This is a genomic window from Vibrio sp. KUL70 (assembly GCF_059725515.1).
The window spans coordinates 1,132,796-1,148,348 of the sequence record NZ_AP045834.1 but is presented as its reverse complement, the minus strand read 5'-3'; the positions used below and the strand labels follow the sequence as shown (position 1 = coordinate 1,148,348).

At 45.2% G+C, this 15,553-nt stretch carries 16 protein-coding genes; all 16 read right to left on the bottom strand.

What is annotated here, in order from left to right; all coding sequences use genetic code 11:
* Positions 1-78: 78 nt before the first annotated feature.
* On the bottom strand, positions 79-861 hold the full coding sequence (ybgF, locus tag AC6I7V_RS05235; RefSeq protein ID WP_498011474.1) for a tol-pal system protein YbgF: 783 nt from the start codon (positions 859-861) through the stop codon (positions 79-81).
* Positions 862-892: 31 nt separating this feature from the next.
* A complete protein-coding gene (gene pal / locus AC6I7V_RS05230; RefSeq protein ID WP_255230978.1) occupies positions 893-1,435 on the bottom strand; it encodes a peptidoglycan-associated lipoprotein Pal in 543 nt (180 codons plus the stop codon).
* A gap of 110 nt (positions 1,436-1,545) precedes the next feature.
* Positions 1,546-2,898 (bottom strand): Tol-Pal system beta propeller repeat protein TolB, encoded by a 1,353-nt coding sequence (gene tolB / locus AC6I7V_RS05225; protein ID WP_372068355.1) that lies wholly within the window; start codon positions 2,896-2,898, stop codon positions 1,546-1,548.
* A gap of 12 nt (positions 2,899-2,910) precedes the next feature.
* On the bottom strand, positions 2,911-3,978 hold the full coding sequence (tolA, locus tag AC6I7V_RS05220; protein ID WP_498011473.1) for a cell envelope integrity protein TolA: 1,068 nt from the start codon (positions 3,976-3,978) through the stop codon (positions 2,911-2,913).
* Between the two features lie 13 nt (positions 3,979-3,991).
* Positions 3,992-4,435: a protein TolR gene (gene tolR / locus AC6I7V_RS05215; RefSeq protein ID WP_255230981.1), complete on the bottom strand. Its 444-nt coding sequence runs from the start codon at positions 4,433-4,435 to the stop codon at positions 3,992-3,994.
* Between the two features lie 3 nt (positions 4,436-4,438).
* Positions 4,439-5,122, bottom strand: a complete 684-nt coding sequence (tolQ, locus tag AC6I7V_RS05210; protein WP_255230982.1) for a protein TolQ — start codon at positions 5,120-5,122, stop codon at positions 4,439-4,441.
* Positions 5,112-5,549, bottom strand: a complete 438-nt coding sequence (ybgC, locus tag AC6I7V_RS05205; protein WP_498011647.1) for a tol-pal system-associated acyl-CoA thioesterase — start codon at positions 5,547-5,549, stop codon at positions 5,112-5,114. Before ybgC ends, tolQ begins: the two co-directional genes overlap by 11 nt.
* 166 nt (positions 5,550-5,715) lie before the next feature.
* On the bottom strand, positions 5,716-6,018 hold the full coding sequence (gene ybgE, locus AC6I7V_RS05200; RefSeq protein WP_372068359.1) for a cyd operon protein YbgE: 303 nt from the start codon (positions 6,016-6,018) through the stop codon (positions 5,716-5,718).
* Positions 6,011-6,118: a cytochrome bd-I oxidase subunit CydX gene (cydX, locus tag AC6I7V_RS05195; protein ID WP_000270284.1), complete on the bottom strand. Its 108-nt coding sequence runs from the start codon at positions 6,116-6,118 to the stop codon at positions 6,011-6,013. Before cydX ends, ybgE begins: the two co-directional genes overlap by 8 nt.
* Positions 6,119-6,149: 31 nt before the next feature.
* Positions 6,150-7,286 carry a cytochrome d ubiquinol oxidase subunit II gene (gene cydB / locus AC6I7V_RS05190; RefSeq protein ID WP_255230984.1) on the bottom strand — a complete coding sequence of 379 codons (1,137 nt, stop codon included), beginning with the start codon at positions 7,284-7,286 and terminating at the stop codon, positions 6,150-6,152.
* Between the two features lie 13 nt (positions 7,287-7,299).
* Positions 7,300-8,886, bottom strand: a complete 1,587-nt coding sequence (cydA, locus tag AC6I7V_RS05185) for a cytochrome ubiquinol oxidase subunit I (protein ID WP_261882882.1) — start codon at positions 8,884-8,886, stop codon at positions 7,300-7,302.
* A 555-nt stretch (positions 8,887-9,441) separates the two neighbouring features.
* A complete protein-coding gene (ruvB, locus tag AC6I7V_RS05180) occupies positions 9,442-10,452 on the bottom strand; it encodes a Holliday junction branch migration DNA helicase RuvB (RefSeq protein ID WP_498011472.1) in 1,011 nt (336 codons plus the stop codon).
* Positions 10,453-10,575: 123 nt separating this feature from the next.
* The gene (gene ruvA, locus AC6I7V_RS05175; RefSeq protein WP_498011471.1) at positions 10,576-11,187 is read right to left on the bottom strand and encodes a Holliday junction branch migration protein RuvA; all 612 of its coding nucleotides are present in this window, start codon (positions 11,185-11,187) and stop codon (positions 10,576-10,578) included.
* A 91-nt stretch (positions 11,188-11,278) separates the two neighbouring features.
* Positions 11,279-12,739 carry a methyl-accepting chemotaxis protein gene (locus tag AC6I7V_RS05170; protein ID WP_498011470.1) on the bottom strand — a complete coding sequence of 487 codons (1,461 nt, stop codon included), beginning with the start codon at positions 12,737-12,739 and terminating at the stop codon, positions 11,279-11,281.
* A gap of 153 nt (positions 12,740-12,892) precedes the next feature.
* Entirely contained in the window at positions 12,893-13,414 is a 522-nt protein-coding gene (ruvC, locus tag AC6I7V_RS05165; protein WP_032549418.1) for a crossover junction endodeoxyribonuclease RuvC, read from the bottom strand.
* Between the two features lie 149 nt (positions 13,415-13,563).
* Positions 13,564-15,348 carry an aspartate--tRNA ligase gene (aspS, locus tag AC6I7V_RS05160; protein WP_498011469.1) on the bottom strand — a complete coding sequence of 595 codons (1,785 nt, stop codon included), beginning with the start codon at positions 15,346-15,348 and terminating at the stop codon, positions 13,564-13,566.
* Positions 15,349-15,553: the final 205 nt, after the last annotated feature.

Below are 15,553 nucleotides of genomic sequence, written 5' to 3'. Positions count from 1 at the left end.
TTCTACACAGTACAACGATTGGGATCAAAAAGGATTGGGTATAAAAAAAGGCGCTAATGCGCCTCTTTTACTAAAGAACTATAAATGAGTCTTGGCTACTTTTGCCGATGCACTGTTCGGGTACTCAGCCACCACCTGTTCGTAGTACTTTTTCGCTTGCTCAGAGTTATTGTTACGCGCAGCGATGTCTCCAAGCTTCACTAAAGCATCAGCGCGCTTATTAGAGTCTTTGTAAGCTACAACAGCCGCAAAGCTCTTCACTGCCTCTTTATCTTGCTTCTTAGCAAAGTAGAGCTGACCTAACCAGTAGTGTGAATTAGGTGTGAACGTAGAATCTGGGAAGTCTGTTTGAAACTTCTGGAATGCAGTGATTGCACCCGTGTAGTCTCGCTGTTTTAGGATCATATCCACAGCGTTTTGATAAGCGGTTTGCTCATCCACATCAGTACTGAAGGTTCCTTCGGCGCCTTTCGCGTCTGTTTCGGGAACAACCGCAGCTACAGAGCCTGATGTTTTCACTTCACTTCTTACTTTATCTAGTTCAATAAACAGTTCACGCTGACGCTCTAACATCTGTTTCATGTCATAGCTATTGCGCTCAAGTTGACCACGTAGCTCACTGACCTCAAGAGCCATGTCGTCCATTTGTTGCTGCATTTGAAGTTGAACGCGATTGCGATTTTGTAGCAAGCGCTCTAGACGCTCGATATCGGTTTCATTGGAAGCCGCTCGAGTAGAAGAGGAAGTTGAATTGGTTGTGGTGCTATTAAGATCGGATACTGGAGCAGGTGCAGCGAGCGCGGTGCCCGCTGCACTTACCAGTAACGAAAGCATAATGACACGCTTTTTGTTACTGATCATGAGGCTATTCCTCAATTAAAAAGTCTACTAATTAGTAAACTAGTACTGCACGACGGTTTTTAGCGTACACGTCTTCAGATTGACCAAGAAGAAGTGGCTTCTCTTCACCGTAGCTTACGATAGAGATTTGGTCAGCTTGAACACCTAGAGCTTGTAGGTATTTAGCAACTGCTTGAGCACGACGCTCACCTAGAGCGATGTTGTACTCAGGAGTACCGCGCTCATCAGCGTGGCCTTCTACAGTAACTTTCATGTCTACGTTTTTGCTTAGGTAAGCTGCGTGAGCCGCTAGCATCTCTTCGTAATCGCCCGCGATTGTAGCGTTGTCGAATGCGAAGTAGATAGTTTGAGTTTCACGTAGTGCTTGCTCTTTAAGCTCTTGCTCTGACAGTTGACCGTTCGCGTCAATTGGTGTCACAACAGTTGTATCTACGTTGTTTTCTGAACCTGAAGTTGCTTGGTTAGTTTCAGTACCAGAAGTCGCAGATGTTGCATCATCACTTGAACTACATGCTGTTACTGCCATCACTGGTAGTGCAATCATCAAGCCTTTAAGAACTTTATTAAGTTGCATCTTATTTTCCTTACGTTATCAAACTTAGTTTCTACAGCTGATAAATTGCTATAGATAGTTGCTTGCTACAATAGTTATTACTATCAATAGCTAATTGCTTTTAGGCGTGGCTACAGAAACGGCGACCACGCTGGTGCTCTTACGCGTCCATTAGTAGCCGGTAATCTAGCTTTAAAACGACCATCGATAGAGACCATCGACAGTACATTTGTTTGGTTGTAAATAGAGCTATAGATAACCATACCTCCATTTGGTGCAATACTTGGAGACTCGTCTAGCAAAGTTTTTGTTAATACTTGTACTGCGCCTGTTTCCAAATCTTGCTTGGCCAAGTTAAATCCAGAGTTGCTGCGATTCACCATGATCAGGAATCGACCGTCAGGGGTAATTTGACCACCTAAGTTCTGGCTACCTTGCCAAGTAATTCGTTGGGTAGAATTATCTGACAAATTTACATTATAAATCTGGGGTTTACCACCGCGATCAGACGTAAAAATGAGAGACTTGCCATCAGGGTGCCAGAAAGGTTCCGTATTGTTAGCACGGCCACGAGTAATTTGCGTTAACTTACGAGTTTGTAGGTCAAGCGTGTAAACCTGCAGGCTGCCTGTCTTCGAAAGTACTAATGCCAGTTTCTTACCGTCAGGAGAGAATCTTGGCGCACCATTGTGACGAGGGTATGACGTCACCTTTTCACGTTCACCGCTGTAGATGTTCATGATAAAGATTTCCGCTTGACCGTTTTGAAAGCTCACGTAAGCGAGTTTCTTACCGTCTGGTGACCAAGCTGGAGACATCAATGGTTGCTTAGAACGAAGTACCAAACGCTCGTTGTAACCGTCGTAATCCGCTACGCGCAGTTGGTACGGGTATTTATCTTTGTCATTCACCACAACGTAAGAGATACGTGTTAGGAACGCGCCCTTCTCACCTGTTAACTCTTCATAAACCAGATCTGAAATACGGTGTGCATATTCACGCAAGCGCGGGCCTGGCACAGTTGCCTTCTTATTGAAAAGAACGTGGTCTTTCGAAAGAACCAGTTGACCTTCATCGCTCAGTGCACGGCTTTGACCTTTAGTAAGCTGTCCACGAACAATATCGACCAATTGATAATTCACCACATACTGACCCTGCGCATCCTGAGTAATACTGCCAGTCAGGAGAGAATCAACACCTAGGTTTGTCCATGCATCGAAGTCAACTTCTGCTTCGCTGTATGGTGTTTGTGGCATTTTACTGGTTGCAACTGGGCTGAATTTACCACTGCGCTGTAAGTCTGATGCGATCACAGCAGACACATCGTGTGGCAGTTTCTCTTTACCTTCCCATTTAAAAGGCACAATCGCAATCGGTCGTGCCGAGTTGATACCATCGGTAATAACGAGCTCCAAAGCAGCATGTGCAAATTGACTGCTGGTCGCTATTACAAACACAAAACTTAGTAATAGTTTCTTTAACACGGGTTCGTCCTTTTACTCTGGTGATACTGTTAGGTTGATGTTTTTCAGAGAGTTTACGATATCTGGGTCTTTCGGTAGTGGGTAAGACTGCACCTGAGCTACGGCTCGTTTCGTCGCAGCACACAGACGGCTGTCACCCTCTAAAATTGAAAGATTACCTAAAATAGCGTTTGATCCAGTCGGGATCAGTTTTAGATTTACCCTACACGACTTTCCCCGAAAGCTATCCTCCAACAGCAGGTTTTGCTGTATAAGCTGGGTGTAAATCGCACCATATCGCTGAACTTCATCACCAATAAATTGTTGTCTTGCTGAAGAGTTTTGCGAGGCCTCGGTTTCAAGGCCAGCAAAGATGTCGTTAAGTGCCGCTTCTTGCTGCTTACGCTCTTCTTCAAGTCGCTTTAATCGCTCTTGCTCTTTACGTGCCTTTTCAGCTGCTTCTTTCGCTGCTTTCTCTTTCGCTAAACGCTCTTTTTCAGCGCGTTCAGCCGCTTCTTTCTCTTTACGTGCTTTTTCTGCCGCTTCTTTAGCCGCCTGCTCTTTTGCCAAGCGTTCCTGTTCTGCTTTTGCGATAGCCGCCTCTTTCGCTTTACGCTCTTGTTCCGCTTTAACTAATGCGGCTTCTTTGAGCTTACGATCGGCTTCGGCTTTCGCTGCACGCTCTTTCTCTTGCTTAAGACGAACTTCTTCTGCTTTACGCTGTTTCTCTTGCTCAACGCGACGCTTCTCTGCTTCACGAGCCGCTTTTGCCTCTTTGGCTTGCTTCTCTTTCAGCTTGCGAATGTTCTCTTCTTCCGCCTTGCGGTTTTGCTCTAAGCGTTCGCTTTCTCGGCGCAGCTTATCAAGGCGCTCTTGTTCTTTCTTACTCGCAGCTTCTCGTTGCTGACGAATCTGCTGCGCTTGCTGGCGAACCAATTGTGGATCAATAACCACAGCCTGAACCATTTGGCCGCTTGGCTCGGGCTCAGACATAGTAAAATCTGCACCCACAACCAGCACAACGAATAACACCACGTGCAGCGCTAGCGACACGATAAGTGGTGTACTTAAGCTATTCGATTTAGTCTTTTTTGTTTTCATGAATGCTACGGAGTTATTCCCTTATGTCCGTCAGTAGGCCAACCTTCGGCACCCCTGCTCGGCTTAATTCATCAAGTAGTAAAACCACTTCAGCATACGGCGTTGCAGCATCGCCACCAACCGCCACAGGTGAATTGGGCTTAATTGAAAGTTCCGCTTTCACTCGCACAATGATCTCTTGCAGTGACAGACCACGTTGCACTTCTTCGTTGTTCACACTTAGCCCTAGCTCACCGTCTTTATTTACTTCAACAATGATAAAGCTGGCATTATCGTCACCTAGAAGATCTTGAGCCGATTTTGCTGTTGAGGCTTGTGGTAGCTCTACATCCACTCCTTGAGTTACAAACGGCGAGGTCACCATAAAAATAATCAACAAAACCAGCATAACGTCGATGTAAGGTACAACGTTAATCTCTGCAGTCATTTTGCGCTTTTTAGGTTGGTATCCTGCCATTGATTACTCCCTGCCAGCCATCGCTTGGCGGTGAAGAATACTGTGGAACTCTTCAGAGAATGTCGCGTAGTTATGTTCTAGCTTACTTACACGACTGCTGAATCGGTTGTACGCCATTACCGCTGGAATCGCGGCAAATAGACCCATTGCGGTTGCAATAAGTGCTTCTGCGATGCCCGGTGCCACCATTGCTAGCGTAGCTTGCTTCACTTCACCTAATGCAATGAATGAATGCATGATCCCCCATACAGTACCAAAAAGACCAATGTATGGACTGATTGAGCCTACCGTTGCAAGAAATGGTAAGTTGGTTTCCAGCTCATCGACTTCACGGGCGACAGCAACACGCATCGCGCGACCAGTGCCTTCCATAATGAAATCTGGTGACGTCGCGTTAGATTTACGCAAACGTGCAAATTCGGTGAAGCCTGCATAGAAGATCTCTTCTGTACCAGACAACTCATCTTTACGCTTGTTGCTTTCTTGGTATAGCTTAGACAGATCAACACCTGACCAGAATTTATCTTCAAAGGTCTCTGTGTGTTTCGCCGCTTGAGAAAGCACCTTGCTTCTTTTTATGATCATCGCCCACGAGACGACAGACATACCCATTAGGGTAAGCATTACCAGTTTAACCAGTAAGCTGGCTTCTAAAATAAGGCCTAAAATTGAGATTTCAGCAGTCACTGTTTGTCAGCTCCGTAAGAATAAAAGTCGGCATAGCCTTAGGTTTCATTTTCTGATTGTCGATACATGCTACCTTAACCATTGCTTTACACAATGCTTTGCCATCAGGATTTACGATCTCCTGACAGAATACTAGGGAAGCCCGTTTCAGTTCATAAATCTTTGTAATGACTTGTAAAGCATCATCAAGGCGTGCACCTAGGATAAAATCGATATCCATGTGTCGGACAACAAAACCGATATTTTGTTCTAAAAGGACTTGCTGAGATACCCCTATTGAGCGCAGCATCTCGGTTCGAGCGCGTTCAAAAAATTTCAGGTAGTTGGAATGATAAACGACGCCACCCGCATCGGTGTCTTCATAATAGACGGTGATAGGCCAAGTAAATGGCTTAGATGATCCCTGCAAACTCATACCACAATACAAAAACGTTAAAGATATCACTATAACTCAACTCTTTGACATTAATACTATAACGGCATGAAATATTTGATTTGTGTGGTGAAAAAAAAGGCCATCTGTATAAGATGACCTCTTTTCGGCTAAAAACCAAACAGTGCAATAAAGCCTGTATTCATGGGCATTGACGCCACTATATGAACCTTAACACTGTTAAGTAGAGCAAAATTGTGAGTGAAGCATATGGGCTAAACAGCAGCTGCCATACCCATGCTCTAGGCTTAAAACCAACCCCGAAAACCATGCTTGAACACACAGCCCAAATAAACATTGGGCCGATGACAGCATTAAAGCCGCCAATGCTCTCAGCGTAGGCTTCTGGGTTCCACATAACCAAGCCAACATGCACAAAACCCAGTACCAGAGACAAAACTCGAAGCAGAGTCTTGTCCATAGGTTGATGCAGCTTAGTCACTTGCTCAGTGAGATTACTCACTGTCTTTATCCATCATTTCAGAGTGCTCTAACCAAAGAGCGTTAATGATGCCGAATGCACATGCTAGAAGTACACCCAAAATCCATGCGAAATACCACATAAAATTTCTCCTAAGTTATTTAACTTCTAGCTTAGTAAGCTGAAACGTCGTTATCTTCGATGTGTTTCTTATCCAGACGACCGAACATTTTGTAGTAAGTCCAAGTCGTATAAGCAAGAATCACAGGTACCATTACCGCCGCAACTGCAGTCATCAGGCCAAGTGTTAGTTCACTCGCTGTTGAATCCCACATTGTTAAGCTGTGGTTCGGGATTAGGCTAGAAGGCATCACGAATGGGAACATCGCAAAACCCGCCGTTAGGATAACACCAGCGTTCGACAAGCTTGAGAACAAGAATGCAAAACCACCACGCTCAAAGCGAGACGCAACCACTGCTAGCAATGGCATTACCACACCTAGGATAGGCGCAGCCCACATTGCTGGGTAGGTTTCAAAGTTTGCCATCCAAGCACCAGCTTGAACTGCTACTTCTTTGTTTAGTGGGTTTGAATCAGCCATTGTGTCTAGCGTGCTTGTAATCACGTAGCCATCGATAGACTGAACCCAGAGACCGCCCGCTACGAATAGTGCTACAGCGATTAGACCTGTGATTTGAGCAACACCGCGTGCACGCTCGTGCAGTGACTCAGTGGTCTTCATTTGCAGCCAAGTCGCACCTTGCATAACAAATAGCATCAAGCTTAGTACGCCACACAGTAGAGCAAATGGATTTAATAGAGCAAAGAACGAACCTTTGTACTCAGACATCAGCAGGCTGTTTAGCTCAAATGGAACACCTTGCAGTAGGTTACCAAATGCAACACCAAAGATAACTGGTGGCACTGTGCCACTGAAGCAAAGCGCGTAATCCCATGCTTTGCGCCATTTAGGATTTTCAATCTTAGAACGGTAGTCTAGAGCAAGTGGACGAAGCCAAAGTGCCGCTAGGGTTACGTACATCGCTAGATAGAATCCAGAAAACGACGTTGCGTAAACAAGAGGCCATGCAGCAAACAGTGCACCACCCGCTGTGATTAACCAAACTTGGTTGCCATCCCAGTGAGGGGCAATAGTATTCAGCATAATACGACGTTCAGTGTCGCTCTTACCGATAACAGGAGACAGAGCCGCAACACCCATGTCGAAGCCATCAGTCACGGCGAAACCTACCAGTAGAACACCGATTAGGACCCACCAAATAAGTCGTAAGATTTCGTAATCAAACATAATATTCCCTCACTTATACTTCTACTGAACGGCTAACTTTGTCTTCAACAGAGTTGTCGTTTTGTTCGAAGTGGTAACGGCCTGTCTTAAGGCTACTTGGGCCTTTGCGAGCAAATTTAAGCATTAGGTAAACTTCTGCAATCAGGAACACTGTGTACAGTGCAAGAATTGCAAATAGTGATGTCCAAAGCTCGCCAATAGTCAGAGCTGACGCTGCAACGTTGGTCGGTAGGATTTCACCTACAGCCCATGGCTGACGACCATATTCTGCAACAAACCAACCTGCTTCAATCGCAATCCAAGGTAGAGGGATTGAGAATAGCGCTGCTTTAAGAATCCATGGCTTCTGTTCGATTTTTTGGCGGCATGTTTGCACAAATGCTGCACCAAATACGAATAGCATGATGAAGCCACATGCAACCATGATACGGAACGACCAGAATAGAGGCCAAACAGTTGGGATCGAGTCGTCCGCAGCCATTTGAATTTGCTCTTCTGTTGCATCAACGACTTCGTCTGTGTAACGCTTAAGAAGCAGACCGTAACCTAGGTCACCTTTCACTTCGTCAAATGCTGCCATGTTTGCTTCAGACTTATCGCCTGCACGCAATTTTTCTAGAAGCTCGTATGCATACATACCCGTACGAATACGCTCAACGTGCTCGTCACGTAGATCACGCAGGCCTGTTACTTCTTTGTCAAAAGAACGCGTCGCAATGATACCCATAACGTAAGGAATCTTGATCGCGTAGTCAGTGTGCATCGTTTCTTGGTTTGGAACACCAAACACAGTAAATGCAGCTGGAGCTTCTTCTGTGTGCCATTCAGCTTCTACCGCTGCTAGCTTCACTTTCTGAACTTCACCTAACTCGTAACCTGATTCGTCACCTAGAACGATTACAGATAGAATCGCAGCCATACCGAATGATGCTGCAATCGCGAAAGAGCGGCGAGCAAAAGCAAGGTCACGACCTTTTAGAATGTAGTAAGAACTGATACCTAGGATGAACATTGCACCCGTTGTGTAACCAGAAGCCACTGTGTGTACGAATTTAACTTGCGCTACTGGGTTTAGGACAACTTCAGCGAAGCTCACCATTTCCATACGCATTGTTTCAAAGTTAAATTCAGCACCCACTGGGTTCTGCATCCAGCCGTTGGCAACCAAGATCCACAGCGCAGAGAAGTTAGAGCCAAGCGCTACCAACCATGTTACTGCTAAGTGCTGACGCTTTGACAATCTATCCCAACCGAAGAAGAAAAGACCAACAAAAGTAGACTCTAGGAAGAATGCAACAAGCGCTTCGATTGCCAGAGGGGCACCGAAGATGTCACCAACATAGTGAGAGTAATAAGACCAGTTAGTACCAAACTGGAACTCCATAGTTAAGCCGGTTGCTACACCTAGAGCGAAGTTAATACCAAACAATTTTCCCCAGAACTTGGTCATGTCCTTGTAAATTTGTTTGTCGGTCATTACATATAGAGACTCCATGATGGCAAGCAAAAACGCCATACCAAGAGTCAGTGGAACAAATAAGAAGTGATACATCGCTGTCAGTGCAAACTGCAATCGCGACAGATCAACAACATCAATCATGGTAACTCCTTTGTGTCGGCTGAATGACACTTGTGTGATTATTCACCGCAAAAATCCATGTTAAAACAATTAGCGTAATTGTTATTACAAGTTGAAATTTGTAGCAAAAACGTACCGTTATAGTTAGATTATTGTTAAGCATGAGCTAATATAGCTAGCGCTAATATTACTGGTAAAATCAGTATGTTTCAAAAGGTTTATAGGAGAAGCCTGCGTTGATTTGTATCAAATTTCTACGAGCAATTTAGAGTTATTTTTAACCAAACATGATTAAAATCACACCAATTATTGGGTTGGTAATAACGATGCATGATATCTGTGACATGCCGCTATCACTCACTCAACATTTGAATTACAACTACCCATAAAGTATTAACAAGGATTGTGACAACTTATTTCATTTTTTGTTAGCGACGTCAAATTTGAAATCAATGTTTTCAGTTTTGGAATGGCATATCGGAGACTAATATCGACTTGCGCAAAGAGTTGTTATTCTATAAATAACTAAAAACCCTGGCGCTTATGCAACCAGGGTTTATAAAACACAACAACCAATTAACTTGATCTATCTATTCCAAAATGAAGATATGCTCGATCAGTGGCGATTCGGCCCCTAGGGGTTCGCTGTAGATACCCCTGCTGAATCAGATACGGCTCTAACACATCTTCTATGGTGTCACGCTCTTCACCAATCGCTGCAGCCATGTTGTCGATACCAACCGGGCCACCACCAAACTTCTCCATGATCGCCAGTAGAAGCTTTCTATCCATATAGTCAAAACCCTTGGCGTCAACGTCAAGCATGTTCAGCGCCTTGTCAGCCACATCTGCACAAATATGACCATTGCCCTTCACTTCTGCAAAGTCACGCACACGACGCAGCAGACGGTTAGCAATACGAGGCGTGCCACGAGCTCGACGCGCCACTTCAAGAGCGCCTTCAGGGTCCATAGAGAGCCCCAAACAGTCTGCACTGCGCTGTACAATGTTTTGTAGATCATCGACCTTGTAGTATTCAAGGCGCTGCGTAATGCCAAAACGGTCACGCAGTGGCGATGTCAAAGAGCCTGCTCGCGTTGTTGCACCGATTAGGGTGAAAGGTGGCAAATCGATTTTGATAGAACGTGCCGCAGGGCCTTCACCAATCATGATATCCAATTGGTAGTCTTCCATCGCCGGATAGAGTACCTCTTCAACCATTGGGCTCAATCGATGTATTTCATCGATGAACAGCACATCGTTCTCTTCTAGGTTCGTTAACAGCGCCGCTAAGTCACCCGCTTTTTCCAATACAGGCCCAGAAGTCGTACGGATATTCACATCCATTTCGTTCGCTACGATGTTCGCTAGTGTGGTTTTACCCAAACCCGGAGGACCAAAAATCAAGAGATGGTCAAGCGCCTCACTACGAAGTTGTGCCGCTTTGATGAAGATTTCCATCTGATCACGCACGTGATCTTGGCCTTGGTAATCTGCTAACGCTTTTGGTCTTATCGCGCGATCGATGACGTCTTCGTCTTTAAATACTGGGTTGTCCGGCGCTATTAGGCGATCCGCTTCAATCATAGGTTATTCCAACTTAAGAGTGACAAGCTCTTATTCTATTTGAGTTCTTTACTGCACTCTCACGACACTAGCTTGAAAACTCAGTGTTACGGAGTGCATTTCATGTATCTAGGTAAACCGAGTTTATACCATCGATTTTAGTGCTTCACGAATAAGTTGCTCGCTTGTCATTCCATCTTGGGCAATCTGCGACACCACTTTAGAAGCTTGTGTCGGTTTATAACCGAGAGCAAGAAGTGCACTTACCGCTTCTTCTTCAGCATCTTGTGCATTCGGTGTTGAATCAATTGGAGCTGCATCCGTCGCTGGTGTAAACAGATCACCCGCGCCCCAACCTTTGAGTCGATCTTTCATTTCCACAACCAAACGCTCAGCGGTTTTCTTACCAACCCCCGGCAGCTTAACCAACGTTGAGATATCTTCACGTTCAACACTCTGAACAAACTGACTTGCCGTCATTCCCGAAAGGATACCAAGACCAAGTTTAGGACCAACGCCATTAGCCTTGATCACTTCTCGAAACAGAGCTCGCTCTTTAACAGTATTAAATCCATAAAGCAGTTGGGCATCTTCACGCACAACAAAATGCGTATAAATAATCGCTTCTTCGCCCACAGCAGGTAGTTCATAGAAACAGCTCATTGGCATTTGTACTTCATAGCCAACGCCACTCACTTCAATTAACAATTCTGGTGGCTGTTTTTCAATTAAAATACCGCGAAGACGTCCGATCACAACTTACTCTCTTGATGGAAAATGATTTGATGGACAGAATATAAAAGAACTGGATGCTTATCCAGTTCTTTCTATTTGATTGGGGAATTAATTAGGCATGTTTGGCGTTTGACACCGCGCTATTCAGGCTTGCGACTAATTGCTTAACGAGATCGACTTGTTGATTCAATTGAATACCGTTTGATGCAACTTGCCCTGATACGGTTTTGGTCTCTGCAACACTCTTTGCAACTTCAGTGCTAGCCTGATCGAGCTCATGCAAAGATCCCATCTGCATAGCCATGATATTGGTTAGCTGATTAACATCTGAAGATATGGTCTGAACCTCGGAAATAATGCCACTCATTTCAGCTTCCGTGGTTTCGATAATAGTGCGCCCGTGTTCCACTTCTTCTTTACTTCGGTCAAGCAGTGTTCTGATCTCTATCGCAGAATGGCTACTTTTCGCAGATAGTTCACGGACTTGATCCGCCACCACCGCAAAGCCTCGACCCTGCTCCCCTGCTCTCGCCGCTTCTATTGCTGCGTTGAGTGCCAGTAAGTTAGTCTGTTCTGCCACCGACGTAATCAAGTCTGCCACTTTCATGATCTCTTGGTTACTTTGGATAATTTGACTAATGGCATTGGTCGACGCTTCTAAAGATTCTGAACTTTTCTGCGCTTTCACTCCAACCGCTTCACTGCGCTCTTTCAGTTCATTGACGAAAGAGTTGGACTCTTCAAGCCCTTCTGTCATCTGGTGAAGCTGTTGGCTCATTTGTTCAGCAGCACTCGCTTGAGACTCACAGTTCATGTTTAGAACTTCAACTTGAGCGTGAAGATCTTTTGATTGCTGATCAAGCTGTACCGAGACGCCTTGCAAGCTCTGTGAATTATTGTTGGCTTGGTCTAGAACAACAGAGAGTTGTGCTTCACTTTGAGTAGCTTGAGCTGCAACGCTTTGGCTTTGTGTTTTCGCAGTCTCTGCTTGCTCAATCGCAATCTCTTTCTGCTTCGCGGTAAACGCTTGTGCAATACATATCACCACTAGAGGCATCACCACTCCAGACCAGGTTTCCACCACCATTGCTTGCTCATCCAACGTAATATTGGGGAATACCGCGCCATTCAGGTGCATAGAAGTCATCACTACCGCCACGCCTATCACTAGGGCACTCCATGCAAGAGCAATAATTCTGGTTCCTGACAGGAAGAAAGCAACAACCAGCAATGGCACCCAATAAGCTTGAGTAGAATCGACGACCCCGCCGCTTTGATAGATGATATTCAGTGCATGAACAGCCATACCGACAAAACCAAAATTAAGGGCCAAGATTGGATTTTTCGATAGCTTCAAAACGATGGCCGAAACCAGCTCAAGGACAATGAGGAAGATAGAGGTTGCAATCAGCAGTTGCTCACCGTGTTTGCTCCATTTAATCAGACTGTAAAGTCCAACGATAAAAGCAATGAAAGTAAACAGTAGTAAAATGTCCGCCTGTCGCGACTCATTGCTGCCCCATTGATGAGTTTTGGGTAGAAAGAGCGATCGCCACCATGTAATTGGGTTCATCGATAATCATCCTTGATTGACTTGTAAGACCTCCGACCAATGTTAGTTAATTGTTAAATGGAATGCGAACCTATTTAACAAAAACTGTTTTTGAAGTCTCATTTCATATCAAAGATAAGTAATTGATGGCGATTGGAATATCAGTTGGAGAGATTAACGATAACGACCACGTCTTGCTGTGGTTGCTTTACCTGCTAGTGCGATCAGTGTTTTGTTGGTATTGGCATGACAAATTGCGACGCCCAATGCATCGGCAGCGTCGGCTTGCGGTTTTGCTGGGAGTTTAAGCATGCTCATCACCATGTTTTGCACCAGTGATTTGTCTGCACCACCATTGCCAGTTACCGCTTGCTTGATAAGACGTGCAGCGTACTCATGTACTGGAAGATCCGCGTTTACCGCAGCAACAATCGCACTACCACGAGCCTGCCCGAGCTTAAGCGCCGAGTCAGCATTCTTTGCCATGAACACCTGCTCAATGGCGAATACATCAGGTTGGAACTGAGTGATGATCTCACTTACACCGGCATAGATCTGCTTCAGACGACCAGGAAGTTCTTTCTCCGACATACGAATACAGCCACTACCCAAATATTGTAGATGGCGACCATTTTGACGAATAACACCATAACCAGTGATACGAGAGCCGGGATCAATCCCAAGGATAATAGACATAACTTAAAATACTGATTATTTATACATACTTTATTTATGAGCTTAGTATATAGGAGCATAAAAAAAATGCCCGTTAAATTAACGGGCATTTCAATTTACATAAACAAAAATCACACCAAAGAAAGTGTCATTTAAAGAAAGTAGTGTGCTTATTCAGCTGACTCTTCTTTCTTTTCAGCAGCTTTAACCGCGATTGCTAGCTCTTCAAGTGCAGCTGGATTTGCTAGGCTTGGTGCGTCTGTTAGTAGGCAAGAAGCATTGGTTGTTTTCGGGAACGCGATAACGTCACGAATGTTCTCTGTGCCACACAGCAGCATGACTAGACGGTCAAGACCGAATGCTAGACCTGCGTGCGGTGGTGTACCGAACTTAAGTGCGTCTAGTAGGAAACCAAACTTAGCTTGCTGCTCATCAGCTTCAATACCTAGGATATCGAATACTGCAGATTGCATTTCAGCGTTGTGGATACGTACAGAACCGCCGCCAACTTCATAACCGTTAAGAACCATGTCATATGCGTTAGAGTTTGCAGCTGCTGGGTTCGCTTTAAGCTCTTCCGCAGTCACACCTAGAGGCGATGTAAATGGGTGGTGCATCGCGTGTAGGTTACCTTCGTCGTCTTCTTCGAACATTGGGAAGTCAACAACCCATAGCGGAGCCCATGCAGACTCGTCTGTCAGCTCTAGGTCTATACCCAGTTTTAGACGTAGTGCGCCCATCGCTTCAGACACAGTGTTTGCTTTGTCTGCGCCGAATAGGATGATATCGCCAGTCTCAGCGCCTGTGCGCTCAAGAATACCGTTGATCACTTCTTCGTTTAGGAACTTAGCCACTGGAGATTGGATACCTTCCATGCCTGCAGCACGGTCGTTAACCTTCATCCATGCTAGTCCTTTCGCACCGTAGATACCAACGAACTCACCGTAACCGTCGATCTGCTTACGAGTTAGCTTAGCGCCACCTGGTACGCGGATAACTGCAACGCGACCTTTCTCGTCGTTAGCAGGGCCAGAGAATACTTTGAACTCAACGTCTTTCACTAGGTCAGCAACGTCTACTAGCTCTAGTGGGTTACGTAGATCTGGCTTGTCAGAACCGAAACGACGCATCGCTTCAGAGAATGGCATGATTGGGAACTCACCTAGATCAACGTCTAGAAGCTCTTGCCACATGTTGCGAACCATCTTCTCAGTTGTTGCACGGACTTCTTCCGCGCTCATGAAAGATGTTTCGATATCGATTTGAGTGAATTCTGGTTGACGGTCAGCACGTAAGTCTTCATCACGGAAACACTTAACGATTTGGTAGTAACGGTCAAAACCAGACATCATTAGCAGCTGTTTGAATAGCTGTGGAGACTGAGGAAGCGCGTAGAAAGAGCCTTTATGAACACGGCTAGGTACTAGGTAGTCACGTGCACCTTCTGGTGTCGCTTTCGTTAGTACTGGTGTTTCGATGTCTAGGAAGCCATTGTCATCTAGGAAACGGCGAACAAAGCTAGACGCTTTAGCACGTAGTTTGATGCGGTCGCTCATCTCTGGGCGACGTAGGTCTAGGTAACGGTACTTTAGACGCTGCTCTTCTGAGTTCTTCTGGTTGAAGTCTAACGGCAGAACGTCAGCACGGTTGATGATTTCAAGACCTTTAGCGATGATCTCAACTTCACCCGTTGCCATGTCTTTATTTACTTGGCTGTCTGGACGAACGCGTACTTCACCCGTTAGTTTGATACAGAATTCATTACGAAGTTGGTTAGCTACTTCGTACGCATCTGCCATATCTGGGTCTACAACTACCTGAACGATACCTTCACGATCTCGCATATCGATGAAAATAAGACCGCCCAAATCACGACGACGGTTTACCCAGCCGCAAAGTTCTACAGTTTGTCCCGCCAGGGACTTGTTCAGGTTACCACAGTAATGGGTACGCATAATGAATTTCCCAATCTCTTAATAATTACTAATTTCTATGCTGTAACTAGACCGAATCTAATTACAATTCAAAGATCCATTTATACGCGGAAACTTATCTAAAATCGACCTTTCCCACGCCTATTTGTTGTGTTTTATTCAGCTTTGACGCTTTATAGCTCACGAAACAGCCAAAGCGGCACAAATCTCGCACAAATATTCATCA

Bases quoted from the DNA above. Each gene is read 5' to 3' on its own strand.
- ybgF (WP_498011474.1), bottom strand. From the start codon at position 861: ATGATCAGTAACAAAAAGCGTGTCATTATGCTTTCGTTACTGGTAAGT.
- pal (WP_255230978.1), bottom strand. From the start codon at position 1,435: ATGCAACTTAATAAAGTTCTTAAAGGCTTGATGATTGCACTACCAGTG.
- tolA (WP_498011473.1), bottom strand. From the start codon at position 3,978: ATGAAAACAAAAAAGACTAAATCGAATAGCTTAAGTACACCACTTATC.
- tolR (WP_255230981.1), bottom strand. From the start codon at position 4,435: ATGGCAGGATACCAACCTAAAAAGCGCAAAATGACTGCAGAGATTAAC.
- cydX (WP_000270284.1), bottom strand. From the start codon at position 6,118: ATGTGGTATTTCGCATGGATTTTGGGTGTACTTCTAGCATGTGCATTC.
- cydB (WP_255230984.1), bottom strand. From the start codon at position 7,286: ATGTTTGATTACGAAATCTTACGACTTATTTGGTGGGTCCTAATCGGT.
- cydA (WP_261882882.1), bottom strand. From the start codon at position 8,886: ATGATTGATGTTGTTGATCTGTCGCGATTGCAGTTTGCACTGACAGCG.
- ruvB (WP_498011472.1), bottom strand. From the start codon at position 10,452: ATGATTGAAGCGGATCGCCTAATAGCGCCGGACAACCCAGTATTTAAA.
- AC6I7V_RS05170 (WP_498011470.1), bottom strand. From the start codon at position 12,739: ATGAACCCAATTACATGGTGGCGATCGCTCTTTCTACCCAAAACTCAT.
- ruvC (WP_032549418.1), bottom strand. From the start codon at position 13,414: ATGTCTATTATCCTTGGGATTGATCCCGGCTCTCGTATCACTGGTTAT.
- aspS (WP_498011469.1), bottom strand. From the start codon at position 15,348: ATGCGTACCCATTACTGTGGTAACCTGAACAAGTCCCTGGCGGGACAA.